The organism is Cryobacterium algoricola (assembly GCF_004402485.1).
In the GTDB taxonomy this organism is placed as follows: Bacteria; Actinomycetota; Actinomycetes; order Actinomycetales; family Microbacteriaceae; genus Cryobacterium; species Cryobacterium algoricola.
In genome coordinates this window covers 201,017-223,896 of sequence record NZ_SOFG01000004.1, presented here as the reverse complement: position 1 = coordinate 223,896, position 22,880 = coordinate 201,017, and the positions used below count along the sequence as shown (strand labels likewise).

General features: G+C 66.8%; 23 protein-coding genes. 13 read left to right on the top strand and 10 right to left on the bottom strand.

Features of this window, described 5'->3' with window-relative positions; all coding sequences use genetic code 11:
* Positions 1 to 18: 18 nt before the first annotated feature.
* The 5 genes from gap to E3O44_RS01480 all read left to right on the top strand — a co-directional run bounded on the left by gap (position 19) and on the right by E3O44_RS01480 (position 3,865).
* Positions 19 to 1,026 carry a type I glyceraldehyde-3-phosphate dehydrogenase gene (gene gap, locus E3O44_RS01500; RefSeq protein WP_134448694.1) on the top strand — a complete coding sequence of 336 codons (1,008 nt, stop codon included), beginning with the start codon at positions 19 to 21 and terminating at the stop codon, positions 1,024 to 1,026.
* Positions 1,027 to 1,038: 12 nt separating this feature from the next.
* Positions 1,039 to 2,253 carry a phosphoglycerate kinase gene (locus tag E3O44_RS01495; protein WP_134531903.1) on the top strand — a complete coding sequence of 405 codons (1,215 nt, stop codon included), beginning with the start codon at positions 1,039 to 1,041 and terminating at the stop codon, positions 2,251 to 2,253.
* A complete protein-coding gene (gene tpiA, locus E3O44_RS01490) occupies positions 2,244 to 3,038 on the top strand; it encodes a triose-phosphate isomerase (protein ID WP_134448692.1) in 795 nt (264 codons plus the stop codon). The genes E3O44_RS01495 and tpiA overlap by 10 nt, the downstream gene beginning before the upstream one ends.
* A 129-nt stretch (positions 3,039 to 3,167) precedes the next feature.
* Positions 3,168 to 3,419 (top strand): preprotein translocase subunit SecG, encoded by a 252-nt coding sequence (gene secG, locus E3O44_RS01485; RefSeq protein WP_134448691.1) that lies wholly within the window; start codon positions 3,168 to 3,170, stop codon positions 3,417 to 3,419.
* 77 nt (positions 3,420 to 3,496) lie between these two features.
* Positions 3,497 to 3,865, top strand: a complete 369-nt coding sequence (locus E3O44_RS01480; protein WP_134531902.1) for an RNA polymerase-binding protein RbpA — start codon at positions 3,497 to 3,499, stop codon at positions 3,863 to 3,865.
* Between the two features lie 72 nt (positions 3,866 to 3,937).
* On the opposite strand, the gene pgl is transcribed toward E3O44_RS01480, so the two are convergent.
* From pgl to tkt, 6 genes are all read right to left on the bottom strand, one after another.
* Positions 3,938 to 4,708, bottom strand: coding sequence for a 6-phosphogluconolactonase (gene pgl / locus E3O44_RS01475; RefSeq protein ID WP_134531901.1), 771 nt, complete (start codon positions 4,706 to 4,708; stop codon positions 3,938 to 3,940).
* On the bottom strand, positions 4,705 to 5,670 hold the full coding sequence (locus E3O44_RS01470; protein WP_134531900.1) for a glucose-6-phosphate dehydrogenase assembly protein OpcA: 966 nt from the start codon (positions 5,668 to 5,670) through the stop codon (positions 4,705 to 4,707). Before E3O44_RS01470 ends, pgl begins: the two co-directional genes overlap by 4 nt.
* Complete coding sequence (gene zwf, locus E3O44_RS01465; protein WP_134531899.1) at positions 5,667 to 7,208, bottom strand: glucose-6-phosphate dehydrogenase; 1,542 nt, start codon at positions 7,206 to 7,208, stop codon at positions 5,667 to 5,669. The genes E3O44_RS01470 and zwf overlap by 4 nt, the downstream gene beginning before the upstream one ends.
* A gap of 61 nt (positions 7,209 to 7,269) precedes the next feature.
* Positions 7,270 to 8,874: a glucose-6-phosphate isomerase gene (locus tag E3O44_RS01460; RefSeq protein WP_134531898.1), complete on the bottom strand. Its 1,605-nt coding sequence runs from the start codon at positions 8,872 to 8,874 to the stop codon at positions 7,270 to 7,272.
* Positions 8,871 to 10,010, bottom strand: a complete 1,140-nt coding sequence (tal, locus tag E3O44_RS01455) for a transaldolase (protein ID WP_134531897.1) — start codon at positions 10,008 to 10,010, stop codon at positions 8,871 to 8,873. Before tal ends, E3O44_RS01460 begins: the two co-directional genes overlap by 4 nt.
* Positions 10,011 to 10,106: 96 nt before the next feature.
* A complete protein-coding gene (gene tkt / locus E3O44_RS01450; RefSeq protein ID WP_134531896.1) occupies positions 10,107 to 12,200 on the bottom strand; it encodes a transketolase in 2,094 nt (697 codons plus the stop codon).
* A gap of 255 nt (positions 12,201 to 12,455) precedes the next feature.
* On the opposite strand from tkt, the gene E3O44_RS01445 reads away from it, so the two are divergent.
* Complete coding sequence (locus E3O44_RS01445) at positions 12,456 to 13,397, top strand: heme o synthase (RefSeq protein ID WP_134531895.1); 942 nt, start codon at positions 12,456 to 12,458, stop codon at positions 13,395 to 13,397.
* A gap of 59 nt (positions 13,398 to 13,456) precedes the next feature.
* Here the strand turns inward: E3O44_RS01445 and E3O44_RS01440 are convergent, their stop codons facing one another.
* The gene (locus E3O44_RS01440; RefSeq protein WP_134531894.1) at positions 13,457 to 14,398 is read right to left on the bottom strand and encodes a COX15/CtaA family protein; all 942 of its coding nucleotides are present in this window, start codon (positions 14,396 to 14,398) and stop codon (positions 13,457 to 13,459) included.
* 261 nt (positions 14,399 to 14,659) lie between these two features.
* On the opposite strand from E3O44_RS01440, the gene sufB reads away from it, so the two are divergent.
* The 7 genes from sufB (at position 14,660) to E3O44_RS01405 (ending at position 21,304) form a co-directional block, all read left to right on the top strand.
* A complete protein-coding gene (gene sufB / locus E3O44_RS01435) occupies positions 14,660 to 16,078 on the top strand; it encodes a Fe-S cluster assembly protein SufB (protein ID WP_134531893.1) in 1,419 nt (472 codons plus the stop codon).
* On the top strand, positions 16,079 to 17,308 hold the full coding sequence (sufD, locus tag E3O44_RS01430) for a Fe-S cluster assembly protein SufD (protein ID WP_134531892.1): 1,230 nt from the start codon (positions 16,079 to 16,081) through the stop codon (positions 17,306 to 17,308).
* A 2-nt stretch (positions 17,309 to 17,310) separates the two neighbouring features.
* Positions 17,311 to 17,640 carry a non-heme iron oxygenase ferredoxin subunit gene (locus E3O44_RS01425; RefSeq protein WP_134531891.1) on the top strand — a complete coding sequence of 110 codons (330 nt, stop codon included), beginning with the start codon at positions 17,311 to 17,313 and terminating at the stop codon, positions 17,638 to 17,640.
* 80 nt (positions 17,641 to 17,720) lie between these two features.
* Positions 17,721 to 18,485, top strand: a complete 765-nt coding sequence (gene sufC / locus E3O44_RS01420; RefSeq protein WP_134448678.1) for a Fe-S cluster assembly ATPase SufC — start codon at positions 17,721 to 17,723, stop codon at positions 18,483 to 18,485.
* Positions 18,486 to 18,489: 4 nt separating this feature from the next.
* Entirely contained in the window at positions 18,490 to 18,819 is a 330-nt protein-coding gene (locus tag E3O44_RS01415; protein WP_134448677.1) for a metal-sulfur cluster assembly factor, read from the top strand.
* 152 nt (positions 18,820 to 18,971) lie between these two features.
* The gene (locus E3O44_RS01410) at positions 18,972 to 19,613 is read left to right on the top strand and encodes a TetR/AcrR family transcriptional regulator (protein WP_134531890.1); all 642 of its coding nucleotides are present in this window, start codon (positions 18,972 to 18,974) and stop codon (positions 19,611 to 19,613) included.
* A 92-nt stretch (positions 19,614 to 19,705) separates the two neighbouring features.
* Complete coding sequence (locus E3O44_RS01405) at positions 19,706 to 21,304, top strand: ABC-F family ATP-binding cassette domain-containing protein (protein WP_134448675.1); 1,599 nt, start codon at positions 19,706 to 19,708, stop codon at positions 21,302 to 21,304.
* Between the two features lie 69 nt (positions 21,305 to 21,373).
* Here E3O44_RS01405 and E3O44_RS01400 read toward each other — a convergent pair whose 3' ends face one another.
* The 3 genes from E3O44_RS01400 to E3O44_RS01390 are packed head-to-tail and all read right to left on the bottom strand — an operon-like array spanning position 21,374 to position 22,865.
* Positions 21,374 to 22,216: an SURF1 family cytochrome oxidase biogenesis protein gene (locus E3O44_RS01400; RefSeq protein ID WP_134531889.1), complete on the bottom strand. Its 843-nt coding sequence runs from the start codon at positions 22,214 to 22,216 to the stop codon at positions 21,374 to 21,376.
* The gene (locus tag E3O44_RS01395) at positions 22,213 to 22,473 is read right to left on the bottom strand and encodes a hypothetical protein (protein WP_134531888.1); all 261 of its coding nucleotides are present in this window, start codon (positions 22,471 to 22,473) and stop codon (positions 22,213 to 22,215) included. Before E3O44_RS01395 ends, E3O44_RS01400 begins: the two co-directional genes overlap by 4 nt.
* Positions 22,470 to 22,865: a DUF3099 domain-containing protein gene (locus tag E3O44_RS01390; RefSeq protein ID WP_134531887.1), complete on the bottom strand. Its 396-nt coding sequence runs from the start codon at positions 22,863 to 22,865 to the stop codon at positions 22,470 to 22,472. The genes E3O44_RS01395 and E3O44_RS01390 overlap by 4 nt, the downstream gene beginning before the upstream one ends.
* Positions 22,866 to 22,880: the final 15 nt, after the last annotated feature.

Here is a 22,880-nt window from a genome sequence, read left to right as displayed (position 1 = left end):
CAAGATTAGGAGACATTCGTGTCTGTAAAGATCGGTATTAATGGCTTTGGCCGCATTGGCCGCAATTATCTTCGCGCCGCCCTGGCGCAGGGCAGCGACATCGAGATCGTCGCCGTCAACGACCTGACCGACACGAAGACGCTGGCCCACCTTCTTAAATATGACTCCATCACCGGACGCCTGAACGCCACCGTTTCCGTCGAGGGCGACTCCATCCTCGTCAACGGCAAGCCGATTAAGGTTCTCGCCGAGCGCGACCCGGCCAACCTCCCCTGGGGCGCCCTCGGAGTTGACATCGTCATCGAGTCCACCGGTCGTTTCACCAAGGCAGAGGATGCGCGCAAGCACATCACCGCCGGTGCCAAGAAGGTCATCGTCTCCGCTCCCGCCTCAGGCGACGCCGCCACGATCGTCATGGGCGTCAACGAGCAGGACTACGACCCGGCCAAGTTCGACATCATCTCCAACGCGTCGTGCACCACGAACTGCCTCGCGCCCCTCGCGAAGGTCTTCAACGACAACTTCGGCATCAAGTCCGGACTGATGACGACCATCCACGCGTACACCGCAGACCAGAACCTGCAGGATGGCCCGCACTCCGACCTCCGTCGTGCCCGTGCCGCCGCGATCAACATCATCCCGACCTCCACCGGTGCGGCCAAGGCCCTCGGCATCGTCCTCCCGGAGCTCAAGGGCAAGCTTGACGGCTTCGCACTTCGCGTACCGGTCCCCACCGGTTCCATCACCGACCTCACCGTCATCGCTGAGCGCCCCGTCACGATCGAAGCGATCAAGGCTGCGTACAAGGCTGCTGCAGAGTCCGGCCCCCTCAAGGGCATCCTGATGTACACGGAGGACGAAATCGTCTCCAGCGACATCGTCACGGACCCGCACTCCTCCATCTTCGATGCCGGCCTGCTGCGCGTCATCGGCGACCAGGTGAAGCTGTCCTCCTGGTACGACAACGAGTGGGGCTACTCCAACCGCATGGTTGACCTCACCGCGCTCGTCGCCAAGAGCCTGTAACCGGGGCCCGCAGTGACGCTTCGTACAATCGAATCGCTGGGGCTGCTCACCGGAAAACGCGTCATCGTCCGCTGTGACCTGAATGTGCCGTTGAAAGACGGCCAGATCACGGACGATGGTCGCGTTCGCGCGTCCCTTCCGACCATCAAGGCGTTGCTCGAACAGGGCGCCCGCGTGGTCATCGTCTCGCACCTCGGACGCCCGAAGGGTGCGCCGGAGGACAAGTACAGCCTGGCTCCCGTCGCGGTCCGCCTGGCTCAGCTGCTCGGCCACGACGTCGCATTCGCCGGCGACACCGTTGGTGACGCCGCCAAGGCCGCTGTCGCGGCCCTCACGAACGGCGATGTCGTCGTGCTCGAAAACCTCCGGTTCAACCCGGGGGAAACGAGCAAGGTCGACGCAGAGCGTGTCGCCTTCGCGACCGAGCTCGCCGCCCTCGGCGACGTGCTCGTGTCCGACGGTTTCGGTGTCGTTCACCGCAAGCAGGCAAGCGTGTACGACCTGGCAGCGATCCTGCCGAGCGCTGCCGGCCTGTTGATCGCCGCCGAACTCGACGTGCTCGACCGCCTCACCGAGAAGCCGGAGGCACCGTACACGGTCGTCCTCGGCGGCTCGAAGGTATCGGACAAGCTCGGCGTGATCGGTCACCTCCTGCCGCGGGTCAACTCGCTGCTCATCGGTGGCGGAATGCTCTTCACCTTCCTCGCAGCCCAGGGCCACAAGGTGGGCGCAAGCCTGCTCGAGGCCGACCAGATCGAAACCGTCCGCGGTTACCTGGTCGAGGCCGAGCGTCTTGGCGTGAAGATCGTCCTGCCGACGGATGTCGTCGTCGCCTCGAAGTTCGGGGCAGACGCCGAGCACGTGATCACCGCTGCTGACTCGATCGAGGACACCGCGTTCGGTGCCACCGGTCTGGGTCTCGACATCGGACCGGACACGGCCGCGGCATTCGCCGCGATCATCCGCTCGTCGAAGACGGTGTTCTGGAACGGCCCGATGGGCGTGTTCGAGCTCGCACCGTTCGCGGAGGGCACCCGTGTGGTGGCCGCAGCGCTCACAGAGGTTGACGGCCTGAGCGTCGTCGGAGGTGGCGATTCCGCCGCCGCCGTGCGCACGCTCGGCTTCACCGACGACCAGTTCGGTCACATTTCTACCGGTGGCGGCGCGAGCCTCGAGTTCCTCGAAGGCAAGCGTCTCCCAGGACTGGAGGTCCTCGGATGGCAGTAAACACTCAGCGCACCCCGCTGATTGCAGGCAATTGGAAGATGAACCTGGACCACCTCCAGGCCATCGCGTTCGTGCAGAAGCTCGCCTGGAACCTCAAGGACGCGAAGCACGACTTCGCGGCCGTCGAGGTTGCGGTGTTCCCGCCGTTCACCGACCTTCGCTCCGTACAGACCCTGGTGTCGGCCGACAAGCTGCCCGTCGTCTTCGGCGCACAGGATGTCTCCGCTCACGATTCCGGCGCCTTCACGGGTGAGATCTCCGGTGCGTTCCTCGCCCAGCTCGAGTGCACGTACGTGCTCATCGGGCACTCCGAGCGTCGCACGCTGCACGGGGAGAACGACGAGGAGGTGGCCGCCAAGGTCACCGCCGCTGTCAAGCACGGCCTCGTTCCGATCATCTGCGTCGGCGAGACCGCCGCGGACCTGGAACTGCATGGTCCGAGCGCCGTTCCCGTCGCCCAGCTGCGCACTGCACTGTCCGGCATCGACAGTGCGGCGGACATCGTGGTCGCATACGAGCCCGTGTGGGCCATCGGATCCGGCCAGGCGGCAACGCCTGAGCAGGCCGAGCAGGTCGCAGCCCAGCTGCGCCTGGTCCTCAGCGAAACCCTCGGACAGGATGTGGCCGACAAGACCCGCATCCTCTACGGCGGTTCCGTGAAGGGCGTCAACATCGCGGGCTACATGCGCGAGCCCAACGTCGACGGAGCGCTCGTCGGCGGAGCAAGCCTGGACATCGACGAGTTCTCGAGCATCGTCCGATTCCAGAAGCACGTGGGCGTCTAGCCCGAAGTTCCACCTGATATGACCGCTCCAGCCCGCCACCCCGACCAGGGGAGGCGGGCTGGTTCGTCAGTCAGGCTATGATGATCACTGATCCCGGTGGAGAAACTCCACCATTCTGAAAGGTTTCGCGTGCAGATTCTCCAGGTCGTGTTGCAGGTTGTCCTCGGACTGACGAGCCTCCTGCTCACCATGCTCATCCTTCTGCACAAGGGCCGCGGTGGCGGCCTGTCCGACATGTTCGGCGGTGGCGTCACCTCGAACCTCGGTGCCTCCGGCGTCGCGGAACGAAACCTCAATCGCATCACCGTGATCCTCGCCGTGCTCTGGATCGCGTGCATCGTCGTCCTGGGGCTCATCACCAAGTTCGACACGGCGCTGTAACCCCTCACACCCCTTCGCTTTTCCCACAATCGTGGCCGTGCGGCCGCAAGCACAATCGCCTTTCATGGAGGAACACAATGGCATCTGGTGGCAGCGCAATTCGTGGATCCAGGGTCGGAGCCGGCCCCATGGGGGAGCAGGACCGTGGTTTCCAGGCGGACCGGATCCGCGTCTCCTACTGGGACGCTCTCGGCAACGAGACTGTCCGATACTTCGCGGCCAACCTGCCCGATGACGAGATTCCCGAAACGATCGACTGCCCGTCCTCCGGGCTGCCGGCCGGCCGCGACAAGGAGAACCCGCCGTCTGTGATCAAGCTCGAGCCGTACAAGACGCACCTCGCCTATGTGAAGGAACGCCGCACGGAGGAGGAAGCCGACTCGCTTCTCGAGGAAGCACTGCTGCAGTTGCGCATTCGCCGCGGCAAACTGTCGGCCACCAACTAGCTCCGGTCCATTCGTCCACCGGACACGAAAAAGCCCCGACCTCGGTCGGGGCTTTTTCGCGTGCGAACGGTGTCAGAACGAGGACGCCGTGAGGCTCTCCGGCACCTCGGCGGCCGCTTCCTGGTCCACGAAGAAGTTCGTGTAGCGGCGTCCCTTGATGCCGGCGACCGGCACCTCGTCCCTGCTCGCGCCCGCGAGTGCGAGCCCGAGGGCGGATGCCTTGTCCGGGCCCGCGAGGACCAGCCAGATGCAGCGTGACGAGTTCAGGGCGGGGCGGCTCAGGGTGAGCCGTTCAGCGGGAGGCTTGGGCGAGTTGCGCACCGTGAGCACGCTCGCGGTGTCCTCGCGGATACCCGGCAGGTGCGGGAACAGGGAGGCGATGTGCCCGTCCGGGCCGACGCCGAGGAAGGTGATGTCGAAGCGCGGCAGGACCGTGCCGTCGTTCGACGCAGCCTCGAGTTCGTCAGCATAGGCAGCTGCGGCCGCGTCCAGGTCGAGCGGCCCGTCGGAGGACGCGAACGGGTGGATGTTCTCGGCGGGGATGTCGAGGTGGTCGAGGAGTGCGGTTCGGGCCTGGAGTTCGTTGCGCTCCGGGTCGGAGTGCGGCAACCAGCGTTCGTCGCCCCACCAGAAGTTCACGTGTTCCCAGTCGACGGTGTCCCTGGCCGCGGAGGCGTTGACCGCGTCGAGAACCTCTGTCGCGACGCTGCCCCCGGTGAGGACGACATGGATGTCGCCCTCCTCGTGCAGGAGGTCGACCGCGGTCGTGATGAATCGCGCCGCGACCGATGCGGCGAGAGCCGCGCGGTCGGAATGCACTAGTACGCGTCGTTCGTGGGTCACGGTCGTCCTCCGGTTGTTTCGGCAACCGCGTCCAGGTTCGGCAGTCCGCGGGTGATCACTTCACCATACAACTCGTCGGGGTCGAGCCGACGGAGCTCGTCGCTGAGGCAATCCCGGAGGCTGCGGCGCTTGAGGGTGAGGTCCTGAACGGGCTGGCCGGGCTGGGTGAGGGTTGCGATGCCCGGCAGTTCCCGTTCCAGTGAGATGACACCGGAGGCCCGGGTGAAGTGCACTCCGTGGATTCCGGTCGCTTTTGCTCCACCGGTGAACTCGTAGTCGACGTCCACGGCGAGCTGGAGCTGCAGCCAGGCGGCGAGCAGCGTCGTCGAGGGGGAGTCGGCCGCGCCGGAGACCTGGACGGCCGTGACGGCCTCGTACGGCGGCTGGTCGAGAACGGCCGCGAGCTGTGCACGCCAGAGTGTCAGGCGGGTCCAGGCGAAGTCGGTGTCACCGGGGCGGTACGAGGAGCACAGTCGGTGCAGGGCGGCCTGCGGGTCCGGCTGGGCGGAGGAATCCGTGATCCGCCGGTAGGCGAGGCGTCCGAGCGGAGAATCCGCCGGAACGACGGGGGCGACTCCCGGCCACCACGTGACGACGGGGGCGTCGGGCAGCAGGAGGCCGGTGACGAGGCTCTCGGGGTCGCTCGCGGCATCGCCGTACGCGCGCAGCACGATGACTTCGCTCGCCCCGGCGTCGCCGCCGACGCGGATCTCCGCGTCGACCTTGGCGTCGACCGGGGTCTTCGATTCGGTTGCCTCCTGGGTGGAGACCACGATGACGCGCATCGGATGTTCACGGGACGCGTCGTTGGCGGCCTCGATGGCCTCCTCCTCACGTCCCATGGTCGACGCGATGATCAGGGTCAGGACCCGACCGAGGGCGACGGCGCCGCCCTCTTCCCGGATGCGGACCAGGGCCTTCGAGATCTTCGAGGTGTTCGTGTCTGGCATATCGACGATCATGGGCGCCTCCATTGACGGCCATCCCTGGCCAAAAGCTCGTCCGCGGACGAGGGGCCCCACGTTCCGGGGCGGTACTGTTCGGGCTGGCCCTGCTCTGACCAGTACTTCTCGACCGGGTCGAGAATCTTCCACGAGAGTTCGACTTCCTCGTGACGAGGGAACAAGGGTGGGTCACCGAGGAGGACGTCGAGGATCAACCTCTCGTACGCCTCCGGGCTCGCCTCGGTGAACGCGTGGCCGTAACCGAAGTCCATCGTGACGTCGCGCACCTGCATGCCGACACCGGGAACCTTGGAGCCGAAACGGATCGTGACGCCTTCGTCCGGCTGCACCCGGATCACGAGCGCGTTCGCGCCGAGCGCTGCCGTGTTCTCCTTCGCGAACAGATGCTGGGGGGCGCGCTTGAACACGACGGCGATCTCGGTCACCCTGCGGCCGAGGCGCTTGCCCGCGCGCAGGTAGAACGGAACGCCGGACCAGCGGCGCGTCTCGATGGTGAGGCGGAGTGCCGCGTAGGTCTCGGTGAGCGACTCGGGGTCCATGCCGTCTTCTTCGAGGAATCCGAGTACCTTCTCGCCGCCCTGCCAGCCGCCGGCGTACTGGCCGCGGGCGGTTCCGGTCGCGAGGTTGTCCGGAAGCCGGACCGAGGCGAGGACCTTCTCCTTCTCGGTGCGCAGGTCTGCCGCGTCGAAGGAAATGGGCTCCTCCATGGCCGTGAGGGCGAGGAGCTGCAGGAGGTGGTTCTGGATGACGTCCCGTGCGGCGCCGATCCCGTCGTAGTAGCCGGCGCGTCCTCCGACACCGATGTCTTCCGCCATGGTGATCTGCACATGGTCGACATTGTTCGAGTTCCAGATCGGTTCGTAGAGCTGGTTCGCGAAGCGCAGCGCGAGAATGTTCTGCACCGTCTCCTTGCCCAGGTAGTGGTCGATCCGGAACACGGAGTCGGGCGGGAACACGGATTCGACGACGTCGTTGAGTTCACGGGCGGTCTTCAGGTCGCTGCCGAATGGCTTCTCGATGACGACACGACGCCACTGGCCGTCCTTCTGCTCGGCGAGGCCGGACCGCCGCAACTGCCCGACGACCTGAGGGAACGCCTTCGGCGGGATCGACAGGTAGAACGCGTGGTTGCCCATCGTGCCGCGCTCACGGTCGAGGTCTGCGATGGTGTCCTTGAGTCGTTCGAAGGAATCGTCGTCGTCGAAGGTGCCCTGTACGAAGCGGATGCCCTCCGAGAGCTGCGCCCAGACATCTTCGTTGAACTCGGTACGCGCATATTGCTTGACCGAGTCGTGGACGACCTTCGAGAAGTCTTCGTCGTCCCAGTCGCGCCTCGCGAAGCCGACGAGGGCGAAGCCGGGCGGAAGGAGACCGCGGTTGGCGAGGTCGTAGACCGCGGGCATGAGTTTTTTCCGGGACAGGTCGCCGGTTACGCCGAAGATCACAAGGCTCGAGGGCCCCGCGATGCGATTCAGACGGTAATCGGAGGACGACCGTAACGGATTGAACTCCGGGGTGATTTCCACCGGGGACATGCAACTCCTTTTCAGTGGCGATGAGGCCCGCCGAAGCGGGCCCCGCAGCAGGGGATGACTTCTATTTCAGGGCGCCGAACAGGGCGGCGATGTTCGCCGTCGGGTCGGTGAGGGTCAGGGTGAGCACCGGACGGCCGTGCTCGGCGAGCACGCTCGCGTCGCCGCTGGCCTGTGCCTGGATCAGTTCGCCGAAGGTGAACGGACGATCCTGAATCGAGAGGTCCTCCTGCGGAGTCGCGAGGATCTGCAGGAAGACACCGGACGGCCGGCCGCCCTTGTGGAGCTGGCCGGTCGAGTGCAGGAAGCGGGGGCCCCAGCCGAACGTGACGGGGCGCTTGGAGAGCTGTGCGACCAGGTCACGGACACCGGCGAGCTGCGGCAGTTGGAGGCGGTCGACGTACGCCTGGACGGAGACGTACCCGTCGGGTCCGAGTTCCTCGAGGAGGGCGTCGATTGCCGAGGCGAGGTCGCTCGCCGCGCCGATGACGTGTGCGGTGCCGCGCACCTCGATGCCGTCGGAGATGAACGCTGCGGGTGCCGGCTCCGGCCGGGCGTCGAGAAGTGCGCGGGTGGCGATCTTCGCGGCTTCCACGTCCGGCTGATCGAAGGGGTTGATCCCCAGCAGCCGTCCGGCGACGACGGTCGCGTATTCCCAGACCAGGAACTGTGCGCCCAGAGTGCCGCTCACGCGGATCTCATCGGTGCCGTCCGTGGGGAAGATCGTGGTGCCCGCGTCGTCGACGAGGCGCAGAACCTGCAGGTCCGGGAGGTTCTCGGTGAGTTCGGGGGCATCGACGTCGAGAACGACGGGAAGGATGCCGGTGCCGATCTTGCCCGTCGACTCCGCGATGAGCTGTTCGGCCCAGTCGGGGAACCCGAGGATATGGGTGCCGTCGGAGACGAGAGCAAGCTTGTCGCGCCGGGGCACCGTCGCAGCGATCGCGGCGCCGAGGATCAGCCCGGGGTTCTCGGGGCTATCGACGGCGACGGCGAGCGCCATGGCCTCGGCCTCGTCGAGCAGCTCATCGATGTCGACGCCGGCGAGGCCGGAGGGGACGAGCCCGAACGCGGTGAGCACGGAGAACCGTCCTCCGACGGTCGGGTCCGCGTTGAAGACGTGGTACCCGGCGGCGCGAGCGGATGCGTCGAGCGGGGATCCGGGATCGGTCACGACGACGATGCGGCCGACGGGGTCGATGCCCGCTTCCCGGAAGGCGCGCTCGAACACGCGACGCTGACTGTCGGTCTCTACAGTGGACCCGGACTTCGAGGAGACGACGAGCGCCGTCTCCTCGAGGTGGTCGCCGAGGGCCGCGAGGACTTGGCCGGGGTCTGTCGAGTCGAGGACGGTCAGGGCGACACCGGCCGTGCGGGTGATGACCTCCGGTGCGAGCGAGGAACCGCCCATGCCGGCGAGCACGATCCGGGTGACCCCTGCCTCGTCGAGGGTCGCCCGGAGAGCGAGGATCTCCGGGACGAGCGGGCGTGAAACGGCGACGGACTCGGTCCAGCCGAGTCGCTTCGCCGCCTCGGATTCGGCCTCAGGACCCCACAGGGCGGGGTCGAGGGCCGTGATACCCGAGGCGACCAGGTCTGACACCAGGGTGGGCACGGTGCGGCGTGCCGCGTCGGCCGCCGCCCCGGTCACCGCGATGCGGAAACTCACAGTGCCGACGTGGCTTCCGCGCTGTTCTTGGCTGCGTCCAGGGCAACGGTGACGGTGTCGAGGAGTTCGTTCCACGAGATGATGAACTTCGCAACGCCCTCGGCCTCGAGGACCTGGGTGACGTCGACGTAGGAGACGCCCTCGTTCGCCAGAGCGTCGAGAACGGCGTTCGCCTCGTCGTATGCGCCCGTGATCGAGTCCGCCGGGATCACGCCGTGGTCGAAGGTCGCTTCGAGCGTCTTCTCCGGCATGGTGTTGACGACCTCGGGCGCGACGAGGTTCGTCACGTAGAGGGTGTCGGGGAGCGCGGCATCCTTGACGCCGGTCGACGCCCAGAGCGGACGCTGCTTGTTGGCGCCCGCGGCGAGCAGGCCGAGGGCGCGCTCCGTGGAGAACGCCTGCTGGAAGACCTCGTACGCCAGCTGTGCGTTCGCGACGCCGGCCTTGCTCTTCAACGCGATCGCCGTCTCGGTACCGATGGCCTCGAGGCGCTGGTTGATCTCGGTGTCGACGCGGGAGACGAAGAAGGACGCGACAGAGTGGATCGTGCTGAGGTCGATGCCCGCGGCCTTGGCTTTCTCGAGGCCGGACAGGTACGCGTTGATGACCTCACGGTGTCGCTGGAGGCTGAAGATCAGGGTGACGTTGACGCTGATGCCGAGGGCGATCGTCGCGGTGATGGCCTCGAGCCCCTCGATCGTCGCGGGGATCTTGATCATGGCGTTGGGGCGGTTGACCTTGGCCCACAGCTCCTGGGCCTGGGCGACGGTTCCGGCGGCGTCGTGTGCGAGTCCGGGCTCGACCTCGATCGAGACGCGGCCGTCGACGCCGTTCGTGCGGTCGTAGACGGGACGGAAGATGTCGCTCGCCGCGGTGACGTCGTCGGTGGTGATCTCGAAGACGGCCTCCTGGACGGTGGCGCCGGCCGCTGCGAGGGCTGCGACCTGGTCGACGTACGCCTCGCCCTTGCTGAGCGCGCCGGCGAAGATGGTCGGGTTCGTCGTGACGCCGACGACGTTCTTGGTGTCGATGAGGTCCTGCAGGCCGCCGGAGGCGATGCGCTGGCGGGACAGGTCGTCGAGCCAGATGCTGACGCCGGCGGCGGAGAGCTCTGCGAGCGGAGTGGTAGCGGTCATGGGGATGATCTCCTTGAAATGCGTGGGGTGTGAGGTATGTGGGGGAGTCGAGCGGGGAGCGGGCGCGAGGCGCAGGCTCCCCGCTCGACGGTGGGCTCAGTGCTCGGCGAGCGATTCCTTCGCCGCGGCGACGACGGCATCCGTGGTGATTCCGAATTCGCGGAACAGCGTCTTGTAGTCGGCGGAGGCGCCGAAGTGTTCGATCGAGATGCTGCGTCCGCGGTCGCCGACGTAGCTGTCCCAGGTCAGCGAGATGCCGGCCTCGACGGAGACGCGGGCGGTGATCCCGGCGGGCAGGACCGATTCGCGGTATTCCGCGGTCTGTTCCTTGAACCATTCGAGGCTCGGGGCGGACACGACACGGGCGTTGATGCCCTCGGCCTTGAGCGCCGCACGGGCGTCGACGGCGAGCTGGACCTCTGAGCCCGTGGCGATCAGGATGACGTCGGGGGTACCGTTCGGAGCCTCGGCGAGGATGTACGCACCCTTGGCGACGTTGCGGGCGGAGGCGAAGACCTCGCCGCTCGCGTCGCCGTCGCCGCGTTCGAACACGGGGATGTTCTGGCGGGTGAGGACGATGCCTGCGGGGCCTTCGCGGCGCTCGAGGATCGTCTTCCACGCCCAGGAGACCTCGTTCGCGTCGCCGGGGCGCACGACGTCGAGCCCGGGGATGGCGCGGAGAGTCGCGAGCTGCTCGACCGGCTGGTGGGTCGGGCCGTCCTCGCCGAGGGCGACGGAGTCGTGGGTCCAGACGAAGATCGACGGAGCCTTCATCAGCGCGGCGAGGCGAACGGCCGGGCGCATGTAGTCGCTGAAGATCAGGAAGGTACCGCCGAAGGGGCGGGTGTTGCCGTGCAGCACGATGCCGTTCAGGATCGCGGCCATCGCGTGCTCGCGGATCCCGAAGTGCAGGACGCGACCGTACGGGGTACCTGTCCACTCGTGGGTCGAGTGCTCGGCCGGGATGAAGGAGCGCGCACCGCCGATGGTGGTGTTGTTCGACTCGGCGAGGTCGGCGGAACCGCCCCAGAGCTCGGGGATGACGGCGCCGAGCGCGGTGAGGACCTTGCCGGACGCGGCGCGGGTGGAGACCTCGGTGCCGGCCTCGAAGACGGGCAGCGCGGCATCCACGCCCTCGGGCAGGTCGCCGGCCAGGATCCGGTCGAGGAGGACCTTGCGTTCGGGGTTGGCGGCGGCCCAGGCGTCGAACTGCACCGTCCACCTGGCGTGCTCGTCTGCGCCGCGGGTGAGCGCCTCGCGGGTGTGCTCGATCACGTCGGGGGCGACGAAGAAGCTCTCGGCCGGGTCGAAGCCGAGGACCTCTTTCGTGGCGGCGAGTTCGGCGGCGCCGAGCGCGGAGCCGTGGATCTTGCCGGTGTTCTGCTTCTTCGGGCTCGGCCAGCCGATGATCGTCTTGAGGATGATCAGCGAGGGCTTGTCCGTGACGGCCTTGGCCGCGTCGATCGCGTCGTTGAGGGCGTGGAGGTCTTCGACGTAGACGCCGGTCTTCTTCCAGTCGACGGTCTGCACGTGCCAGTGGTACGCCTCGTACCGGGCGGCGACGTCTTCGGTGAAGGCGATGTTGGTGTCGTCTTCGATCGAGATCTGGTTGGAGTCGTAGATGGCGATCAGGTTGCCGAGCTGCTGGTGGCCGGCGAGGGAGGACGCCTCGCTCGTGATGCCCTCCTGCAGGTCGCCGTCGCCGGCGATGACGTAGACGAAGTGGTCGAACGGGCTTTCGCCCGCCGTGGTCTCCGGGTCGAACAGGCCGCGTTCGAAGCGCGACGCGTATGCGAAGCCGACTGCGGATGCGAGACCCTGGCCGAGCGGGCCCGTCGTGATCTCGACACCGTCGGTGTGGCCGTATTCGGGGTGGCCGGGGGTCTTGGAGCCCCACGTGCGGAGCGCCTTGAGGTCGTCGAGCTCGAGCCCGTATCCGCCCAGGTAGAGCTGGACGTACTGGGTCAGGGAGCTGTGGCCGACGGAGAGGATGAAGCGGTCGCGACCGATCCATTCGTTGTCAGTGGGATCGCGGCGCATGACCTTCTGGAACAGGAGGTAGGCGACGGGAGCGAGACTCATCGCCGTACCCGGGTGGCCGTTCCCGACCTTCTCAACGGCGTCCGCCGCAAGAATGCGTGCCGTGTCTACCGCCCTGTTGTCAATCGAATCCCACTGCAGTGCTGCCACTTCGTAGTTACCCTTCGTCAAGCTAGGGCAGGTCTTGGAAAACCCGCACCCGTTGGATTGAGCGCGCCCGTGGACATCGACGTCATCCGGCGTGGCAGGCGAGCGTCTTTTTTCAGGACGCGCCGACACGCGCCGAGATTGGCGAGCACCCCCAAGTATAGGCAGTCGGCATGGCCGGGTAAGGCTGACGGGCGCAAAGCTGAACGATCCTCGATGGCCGTCCGTTCAGCCGGGACTGGTTAGACTCAATCCACTATGCAGATCTCCCAGGACGCGACCCCCGCAGGCGTGCAGGCGCCCGGCGGCAGGGGAGCGCGAGGCTTCCGACGGACATTCCTCGCCTACCTGTCCCTGACCAAGCCGCGCGTCGTCGAACTGTTGCTTGTTGTTACGGCGCCGACGATGCTGCTCGCCGAACGCGGCATTCCGAGCCTCTGGCTTGTGCTCGCGACGCTTATCGGCGGGGCACTGAGTGCGGGGTCCGCCGGCGCATTCAATTGCTACATCGACCGTGACATCGATCGCGTGATGAAACGCACGATGAACCGGCCGCTCGTCACCGGCGAACTGAGCGACCGGGAGGCCCTCGTGTTCGCGTGGGTGCTCGGAGCAGCGTCGATCGCCTGGCTCCTGGTCTTCACGAACTGGGTCGCCGCAGCGCTGTCGCTCGGGGCGATCCTGCTCTACGTCGTCTTCTACACGATCATCCTCAAGCGCCGCACCGCCCAGAACATCGTCTGGGGCGGCATCGCCGGCTGCATGCCCGTGCTGATCGGCTGGGCTGCCGTCACCGGCGACCTATCCTGGCCCCCGCTGATCCTGTTCGCGATCATCTTCCTCTGGACCCCGCCGCACTACTGGCCGCTCTCGATGAAGTACCGCGCCGAGTACCAGGCCGCCGGCGTTCCGATGCTCGCCGTCGTGCGCGGGCGGGCCCAGGTCGGTCTCCAGGTCATCCTGTACGCGTGGGCGACCGTCGCGTGCTCGCTGCTGCTGATCCCGGTCGCTTCGATGGGTCTGCTCTATACCGGAGTCGCACTCGTCACCGGCGGCTGGTTCATCTACGAGACCCACCGCCTGTACAACCTCGCGATCCGCCACGAGGTGGTCTCGCCGATGCGGGTCTTCCACGGTTCGATCACGTACCTGACACTGCTCTTCGTCGCCGTCGGCGTCGACCCGCTGCTGCCCTTCTAGACCGCTCGGAGGCTTCCGAGCGGAGCCGAGTCCAGCCGAACCGACCCGAGCCGGGTCGGTCAGCGGGCGGCCACCTGCCGAGTCACCGGGGGAGTTCCGTCGGCGGGCAACGCGACCGGTTCCTTGAGGTGCAGAACGACGGCCGTCATCGCGGCCGCGAGCATGCAGGCGAGGACCATGTGGATTCCGACGAGGCCGGCCGGCAGTCCGGTGTTCGCCTGCACGAGTCCGACGGCGACCTGGACGGCCTCGACGGCGAGCAGGGCCAGGGTCCAGGCGCGCAGCGACCGCCCGAGTCCCCAGGCGCCGATGACGAGGGCGATGGTGAGTGCGACGGTCAGATAGGCGGGCCAGCTGTGCACGTGCTGAAGGAACTCGGAGTCGAGCCCGTTTCGCGGCGCGTTCTCGTCACCGGCGTGCGGTCCGGAACCGGTCGTCAGGATGCCGACGAGGATCGTGATCGCGACCACGGCGCTCGTCACGTGGGTCAGCACGGCGTACCAGCGGGGCACGACCGTCGCCCGCTCACCGTTACCCGTGTAGACCCGGTAGACGAAGGCGGTGCAGAGCGCGACGAGCACTGCCGAGATGACGAAGTGCAGTCCGACGATGGTGGGGTCGAGCTGGGTGAGCACGCTGATGCCGCCGATGACCGCCTGGGCGGGAATGCCGAGACCGGCGAACAGCGCGAGGCGGAACAGGTCGGGGCGCTCGCGACGCAGCCGCACGACGGCGAGGAACGCGAGGACCGCGACGAGGCCGAGCACGGCGCCGAGCAGGCGGTTGCCGAACTCGATGACTCCGTGGATGCCCATCTCCGGCGTGTTGACGAGCGAGCCGTCCGTGCACTTCGGCCAGGTCGGGCAGCCGAGCCCTGAGCCGGTCAGGCGCACAAGGCCGCCCGTTCCGACCAGCAGGATCTGCGCGGCGAGGTACACCCAGGCGATCACACGGACCCGTCGGTCAACGCTCGTGGGCAGCCATTCGGAAATCCGTTTCACGGGTTCTGCTTCCTCTCGGGCCCGTGCATGTGAAATCGCCCGGCGGGCCACTTAACGCATCCGGAACCTGTAGAATTAGGTGTTTCTGGGCGGTGATCACGCGGTTGTTCGAACCGCGGTTCGACACCTCGCCGCCTCTAATCATCTTAGGTACGCAACGTAGCCGCCCACGCAACCCGTTCACCGCACGTCTTCGCCTGAAGCCGCGCGGGAATGACCGGACTAATATCCGGGTTGTCGTGGATGGGAGAAGAGGTAAATATGTCTGACGTCCTGCTTGACCGGCCCGAACTCGCGGGCCTGGGAACGTACGAATTCGGCTGGTCCGATTCGGACGCGGCCGGCGCATCCGCCCGCCGTGGCGTCTCGCCCGAGGTCGTGACCGACATCTCGAAGCTCAAGAACGAGCCGGACTGGATGCTGCAGCGCCGGCTCAAGGCCCTTGAACTCTTCGAGCGCAAGCCGATGCCGACCTGGGGCGCCGACCTGTCCGGCATCGACTTCGACAACATCAAGTACTTCGTGCGGTCAACGGAGAAGCAGGCCCAGACCTGGGAAGACCTGCCCGACGACATCAAGAAGACCTACGAGAAGCTCGGCATCCCCGAGGCCGAGCGCCAGCGCCTCGTTTCCGGCGTGGCCGCGCAGTACGAGTCCGAGGTCGTCTACCACCAGATCAACGAGGAACTTGAAGCCCAGGGCGTCATCTTCCTCGACACCGACACCGCGCTCAAGGAATACCCCGAGGTCTTCAAGGAGTACTTCGGCACGGTGATCCCCTCCGGTGACAACAAGTTCGCCGCACTCAACACCTCGGTCTGGTCGGGCGGCTCCTTCGTCTACGTGCCGCCGGGCGTTCACGTCGAGATTCCCCTCCAGGCCTACTTCCGCATCAACACGGAGAACATGGGCCAGTTCGAGCGCACGCTCATCATCGCCGACGAGGGCAGCTACGTGCACTACATCGAGGGCTGCACCGCCCCGATCTACTCGTCTGACTCGCTGCACTCCGCGGTCGTCGAGATCATCGTGAAGAAGAACGCTCGCGTTCGGTACACGACGATCCAGAACTGGTCGAACAACGTCTATAACCTCGTCACGAAGCGCGCAACGGCCGCAGAGGGCGCGACCATGGAATGGATCGACGGCAACATCGGGTCCAAGGTCACCATGAAGTACCCCTCTATCTACCTCATGGGCGAGCACGCCAAGGGCGAGACCCTGTCCGTCGCCTTCGCCGGTCCCGGCCAGCATCAGGATGCCGGCGCCAAGATGATCCACATGGCGCCGTACACGCAGTCCTCGATCGTGTCCAAGTCCATCGCCCGCGGAGGTGGCCGCTCAGGCTACCGCGGTGAAGTGCGGGTGGATGCCGGTGCGCACCACTCCGCGAACACCGTGCGCTGCGACGCGCTCCTCGTCGACACCCAGTCCCGCTCCGACACCTACCCGTCCATCGACATCCGTGTCGACGACGTGCAGCTCGGTCATGAGGCCACCGTCTCCCGCGTCAGCGAGGAGCAGCTGTTCTACCTGATGAGCCGCGGCATGCCGGAGGACGAGGCCATGGCCATGATCGTCAGAGGCTTCATCGAACCGATCGCACGGGAGCTCCCGATGGAGTACGCCCTCGAACTCAACAAGCTCATCGAAATGGGCATGGAAGGATCCGTCGGCTAAATGTCCGCCGCCCCGACTTCAACAACAGCAGCACTTCCCACCAGCGAACAGCACGGCATCAAGGCCCACTCGGACGGACGCTTCGGCTTCGTCCCGGTGCAGACCAGGAACGACCGCTTCAAGAGCGTCGACGTCGCCGACTTCGCCCCCGTCACGGGGCGCGAAGCCGTGTGGAAGCTCTCCCCGGTCGCCAAGTTCACCGACCTCACGGCCGGCGAGCTCGACGGCGCACCCTACGACGTCGCATCGACCCCGACCGACGGTGTCGCGATCGACTGGGTGGGGCGCGACGACGCCCGGATCGGTTCCGTCGGCGCCCCCGAAGAACGCGCAGCCGCCAACGCCTGGACGAGCTTCGAGAAGGCCCTCGTCATCACTATCACAGGTGAAGAGGACAAGGAGATCACGGTCACCCGGGCGCAGCTCGGGACCGGTCCCCGCGGCGCGCACGCGATCATCGAGGCCAGGCCGTTCAGCCGGGCCACGATCATCCTCGAGAACACCGGCGATGCCCGCATCACCGAGAACCTCGAGATCATCGTCGGCGAGTCCGCGCACCTCACGGTCGTCTCACTGCAGGAGTGGAACACCGGTGCCGTGCACCTGGCCAACCACTTCGCATCCGTCGGCCGCGACGCCTATCTCAAGCACGTCGTCGTCTCCCTCGGCGGCAGCATCGTGCGGGTCAACCCCTCCGTGCGCCTCGCAGGTCCCGGGTCGGACACGGACCTCTTCGGCCTCTACTTCGCCGACGCCGGCCAGCACCTCGAACAGCAGGTGTACGTGCACCACGACGCGGCGAACAGCCGCAGCCGGGTGACCTACAAGGGCGCCCTCCAGGGCACGGGCGCACGGACGGTCTGGATCGGCGACGTCCTGATCGGACGCAACGCCCCCGGGACCGACAGCTACGAACAGAACCGCAACCTCGTGCTGACCGAAGGCACCCGCGCGGACTCGATCCCGAACCTCGAGATTGAGACGGGTGACATCAAGGGCGCCGGGCACGCGAGTGCGACCGGCCGCTTCGATGACGAGCAGCTGTTCTACCTGCAGTCCCGCGGAATCACGGAAGACGAGGCCCGGCGCCTCGTCGTGCGCGGCTTCCTGAGCGAGATCGTGCAGCACATCGGATCCAAACCGCTCGAAGACCGCCTCCAGGCGGCCATCGAAGCGGAACTGCGCAGCACCGACGAGGTCCGCGCACCCGCACCAACCGAGGAGAACTGACCATGGCGTCCACGAAGATCTGCGCCTTCGACGAGCTCGAAGAGAACCAGGCCGTCAAGGTCGAGATCGACGGAGTCCCCATCGTCGTGGTGCGGGACAGCGCCGGCGATGTCTTCGCGATCGGCGACACCTGCACGCACGGCGACATCTCCCTTTCCGAGGGATTCGTCGAGGATGACACGGTCGAATGCTGGGCGCACGGCTCCAAGTTCTCCCTGAAGAGCGGTCGCCCGCTCAACCTGCCGGCGTACGAACCCGTTCCCGTCTTCAAGGTCGAGCTGATCGACGGCAACGTCTACATCGACCCGACCCCCATCAGCGTTCCCGCGTAACAGGTCTCCGACCCTTCGCGTTTCGCCCCACCACGTACCGGCGCCCCGGCGCCGATTGAATGAAAGAGACCAGAGAATTCATGTCAGTTCTTGAGATCAAGGACCTGCACGTCAGCGTCGAGACCGATCAGGGCACCAAGCAGATCCTGAAGGGTGTCAACCTCACGATCAACGAGGGCGAGATCCACGCCATCATGGGGCCGAACGGCTCCGGCAAGTCGACCCTCGCGTACACGATCGCCGGCCACCCCAAGTACCACGCCGACAGTGGCTCGATCCTGCTCGACGGTGAGGAAGTCCTCACCATGACCGTCGACCAGCGCGCCCGCGCCGGGCTGTTCCTCGCGATGCAGTACCCGGTCGAGATCCCCGGCGTCACGGTCACCAACTTCCTCCGCACGGCCAAGACCGCGATCGACGGCGAGGCGCCGGCGATCCGCTCCTGGATCAAGGACGTCCGCCAGTCCATGACGAACCTGCGCATGGACAAGAGCTTCGCCGAGCGCAACGTCAACGAGGGCTTTTCCGGCGGCGAGAAGAAGCGCAATGAGATCCTGCAGCTCGAACTGCTCAAGCCCAAGTTCGCGATCCTCGACGAGACCGACTCCGGACTCGACGTCGACGCGCTCAAGATCGTCTCGGAGGGCGTCAACCGCGCCAAGGCCAACACCGGCCTCGGCATCCTCCTGATCACGCACTACACGCGCATCCTCCGCTACATCGAGCCCGACTTCGTGCACGTGTTCGTCAACGGGCGCATCGCAGAGCAGGGCGGGCCTGAGCTCGCCGACCGGCTCGAGGACGAAGGTTACGATCGCTTTCTCGTCGACTCGAACGTAGGCTGACGGCATGGTTTCAACGCTGTCACCCGAGCGATTCGATGAGATCGAAGAGGCGCTCAAAGATGTCATGGACCCCGAGCTCGGCATCAACGTCGTCGACCTCGGCCTCATCTACGACCTGGGCTGGGATGACGAGAACGACGCCCTGATCATCCACATGACCCTGACGTCCGCGGGCTGCCCGCTGACCGACGTGCTCGAAGAACAGACCGCCGAAGCGCTCGACGGCGTCGTGGACCAGTTCCGCATCAACTGGGTCTGGATGCCGCCGTGGGGCCCGGAGAAGATCACCGATGACGGTCGGGACATGATGCGCGCCCTCGGTTTCGCCATCTGACCCTCGCCCCCGCACCATCCGCCCAGTGTCGCCCCGGATTCCGATCCGGGGCGACACTGCGTTAACCGGCGGATGCCTTCGGCCGGCGGAATCCCGGCGCCCACGACCGGATTAGCACCCGCATCCAGTCAGTGGAACGGTATGCTAATGAAATGAATTCCCCCGGAAAGACGCGGCCGAACCGCCGATCGGTGCAGAGCGAAGCGACCAGGACGGTGATCCTCGACGCGGCCGAGCAACTCATGCTCGAGCGCGGCTACATCGGGGCGTCCCTCACGGCGATCGCCGCAGACGCCGGCGTCGTCGTGCAGACCATCTACAACTCGGTGGGAAGCAAGGCGGACGTGCTCGCGGCTGTGCTTGAGCGCGGCGCGACGGAAACGGTGAGCGAGGCCGTGCCCGCTCGCGAGAACCCGAGGTCCGCGCAGCGGGTGCCGGGCGGGCCCCGCTCGGCGACCGACATCATCCGCCTGCTGGTCGACTGGTGCGTCGAGACGAACGTGCGCACCGCGGCCCTGCGGCGGGTGGTCGGGCAGGCCGCGGGGATCGACGCCGATGTCGCGAGGCTCGAGGTGCGCGATTCGGCACGGCTGCTGCACAACTTCAGCGAGACGGCGACCGCCCTGCGCGACCGGAATGCGCTGCGGAGCGGCCTGAGCGACCACGAAGCGGCGGCAGCGATCTGGGCGCTCGCCCACCCGCAGGTCTACCGCTCGCTGGTCCTCGAACTGGACTGGTCGCTCGGGGCCTACCGGGAGTGGCTCGGGAACATGCTTCGGGCCGCACTTTTCTGAGCGTCCCGTCCCGCCGCCGCGCGAGAATATACTAGATAGCTGGCCCGGTCGGGCCGTACCCCTCCCACGAACCTTCCGAACGGACAATTGCTGTGCTCAGTGTGCAAAACCTCGAAATCAGAGTCGGGGCGCGCGTGCTCATGGAAGACGTCAGTTTCCGCGTCTCCGCCGGCGACAAGATCGGCCTCGTCGGCCGCAACGGTGCCGGAAAGACGACCCTCACGAAGACGCTCGCGGGGGAGACGATGCCGACCCACGGCCAGATCGACCGCTCCGGCCAGATCGGCTACCTGCCCCAGGACCCGCGCTCCGGTGAGCCGACCATGCTCGCGCGCACCCGCATCCTCGACGCCCGTGGCCTCGGAACGATCTCTCTTGGCCTCTACCAGGCCGGCCTCGACATGGGCAGCGACGACCCCAAGGTCGCCGCGAAGGCCATGAAGGTCTACGGCAACCTGACCGACCAGTTCAACGCCCTCGGCGGCTACGCGGCGGAGGCGGAGGCAGCCTCGATCGCGAGCAACCTGAACCTGCCGGACCGCATCCTCGACCAGGAGCTGCAGACCCTTTCCGGCGGACAGCGTCGCCGCATCGAGCTCGCCCGCATCCTGTTCTCCGCGGCGGAGACGATGATCCTCGACGAACCGACTAACCACCTCGACGCCGATTCCGTCGTCTGGCTCCGCGAATTCGTCAAGAACTACCGCGGCGGCGTCATCATCATCTCCCACGACATCGAACTCGTCGGCGAGACCGTCAACCGGGTGTTCTACCTCGATGCGAACCGCATGGTCATCGACATCTACAACATGAACTGGAAGAACTACCAGCGCCAGCGCCTCGCGGACGCCGACCGTCGCAAGAAGGAACGCGCCAACGCCGAGAAGAAGGCATCCACCCTGCAGCTGCAGGCCGCCAAGTTCGGCGCCAAGGCGAGCAAGGCCGCTGCGGCCCACCAGATGGTGGCCCGGGCGGAGAAGCTGCTCTCCGGGCTCGACGCCGTGCGCGCCGTCGACCGCGTGGCCAAGCTGCGCTTCCCGGTGCCTGCCCCGTGCGGTCGCACCCCGCTGATGGCGAACGACCTGTCCAAGAGCTACGGTTCGCTCGAGATCTTCGCGGCGGTCGACCTCGCGATCGACCGTGGGTCGAAGGTCGTCATCCTCGGCCTCAACGGTGCCGGCAAGACCACGCTGCTGCGGATGCTCGCGGGCGTCGACAAGCCTGACACCGGCACCATCGTGCCCGGCCACGGTCTCCGCATCGGCTACTACGCGCAGGAACACGAGACCATCGACGTCAAGCGCAGCGTGTTGCAGAACATGGTGTCCTCCTCGCCGAACATCACCGAGATGGAGGCCCGCCGGGTTCTCGGCTCGTTCCTCTTCACCGGTGACGACTCCGATAAGCCGGCCGGGGTACTCTCCGGTGGTGAGAAGACCAGGCTCGCCCTCGCGATGATCGTCGTGTCCGGCGCCAACGTTCTGCTCCTCGACGAGCCCACAAACAACCTCGACCCTGCGAGCCGCGACGAGATCCTCGACGCCCTCGCGCACTACGAGGGTGCCGTCGTCCTGGTCAGCCACGACGAGGGCGCCGTCGAGGCGCTCAACCCGGAACGGGTGCTGATCATGCCCGAGGGCACAGAGGACCACTGGAACAAGGACTACCTCGACCTGATCATGCTGGCCTAGCCAGCGCCCCCACCGGTCGGTGCGCGCTTTCGGCAAGCGCGTACGGCAGTGCGTCCGGCAGTGCGTCCGTTAGTGCGTGCTGTCGATCAGGTCGTCTTCGACCTCGGCGTCCGTGCGCGGCTTTGCGGCGATCCGGCGGGCGCGTTCCTCCGCGCGGGTGCGCTCTTCGGGATCGTCCGCGTTGAGATTTCGGAATTCCTGACGGACCGCCCAGCCGAGCCCGATGAAGCCGAGCAGGGCGAACAGCATCCACTGGAATGCGTAGGACAGGTGCGAGCCCTCGTCAGCGACCGGCCTGGTCACGCCGGCGGGGCGGGTGGCGGGCGCCGGGTCCTCGGAGGCCATCAGGCCGTACGCACCGGTATATGTGGGTGCGCCGACCCGTTCTGCGACGTCGGCGAGATGGATCGTCGCGATCTGGTTTCCGCTCGCCGTGCGCCCGGGAAGGGTCGGCTCTCCGGCCTTGAGCCTGGCGATGACGGTGACTTCACCGGACGGTGCGGCGGGCACCGGGCCGGGGGCATCCGCTGTCTCACCGGTGGGGACCCAGCCGCGATCGACGACGAAGACGGTGCCGTCGGCGAGGAGCAGCGGTGTCAGCACCTCGAAGCCGGGGTGGACATTCATCGGGCGGTTCCGCACGATCAGCTCGTCCGCGATGAGGTACGTTCCGGTCATCGTCACCGGGAGCCACTTCTGTGACTCGGCGAAGGAGTCGAGGGTGGGCAGGGCTTCCGTCAGGCTCACCGGCGTGTGGTCGTAGTTCGCGTCGACCTTGTTGATTTCGACGAGGGCCTCATTGCGCCTGGCGAACTGCCACATGCCGAGACCCGCGCAGGCGGCGCCGAAGATGATGGTGAGCACGAGGTAGCCGGCCCACCGGCGGCTGAACGCGAACTTCCAGCCGATCACGACGGGTTCGTCCCGACGGGTGCCTGGGCCGGGGCCGTGCCCGGTGCGGCGTCGAGGGCGATGACGGCCACCGGAAAGTCCCGGGCGGCCAGGAATTCACGCAGGTAGTCGACGTGCTCGGTGCAGGCGAGCCAGGTCTTGACCCGGTCTGCGGCATGGATGCGGGGGTTGCGCCAGTCGATGCGCCACTGGGCGTCCTCCCGGCAGCCGGCCCGCGAACACCGGGGTGTGTCGAGGTCGTCGTCGAAACCGATCATGAGTCGGCGCCGGGGTCGCGGGATGCGTCGCGAGTGGAATCCGGTCGCTCAGGGGCCTGCTCGGGCGAAGTCTGCGGGAAGGATGAGGAGTCCGGCCCGGTCGAGGACTGGCCTGAGGACTGGCTCGAGGACTGGCCGCGGTACAGCTGAACGGCTCCCGGGCGGACGACGGTGGTTCCCGCGCCGCTTCCATGGACGTTCGCGACGATGACCGCGAAATAGGGGAGCAGGATCGCTCCGGCGGCGCAGACCAGAAGCCACCAGCCGTGCACGAAGAGCATCAGGACGATGCACACCATCCGGATACCCATGGTGACCGAGTACCTGATCATCCGGGCTCGTCGCTCGTCCTCCGGAGACGGAGGCAGGGACGTGATCGACTGCTGTTTCATACTCTCATCGCTTCG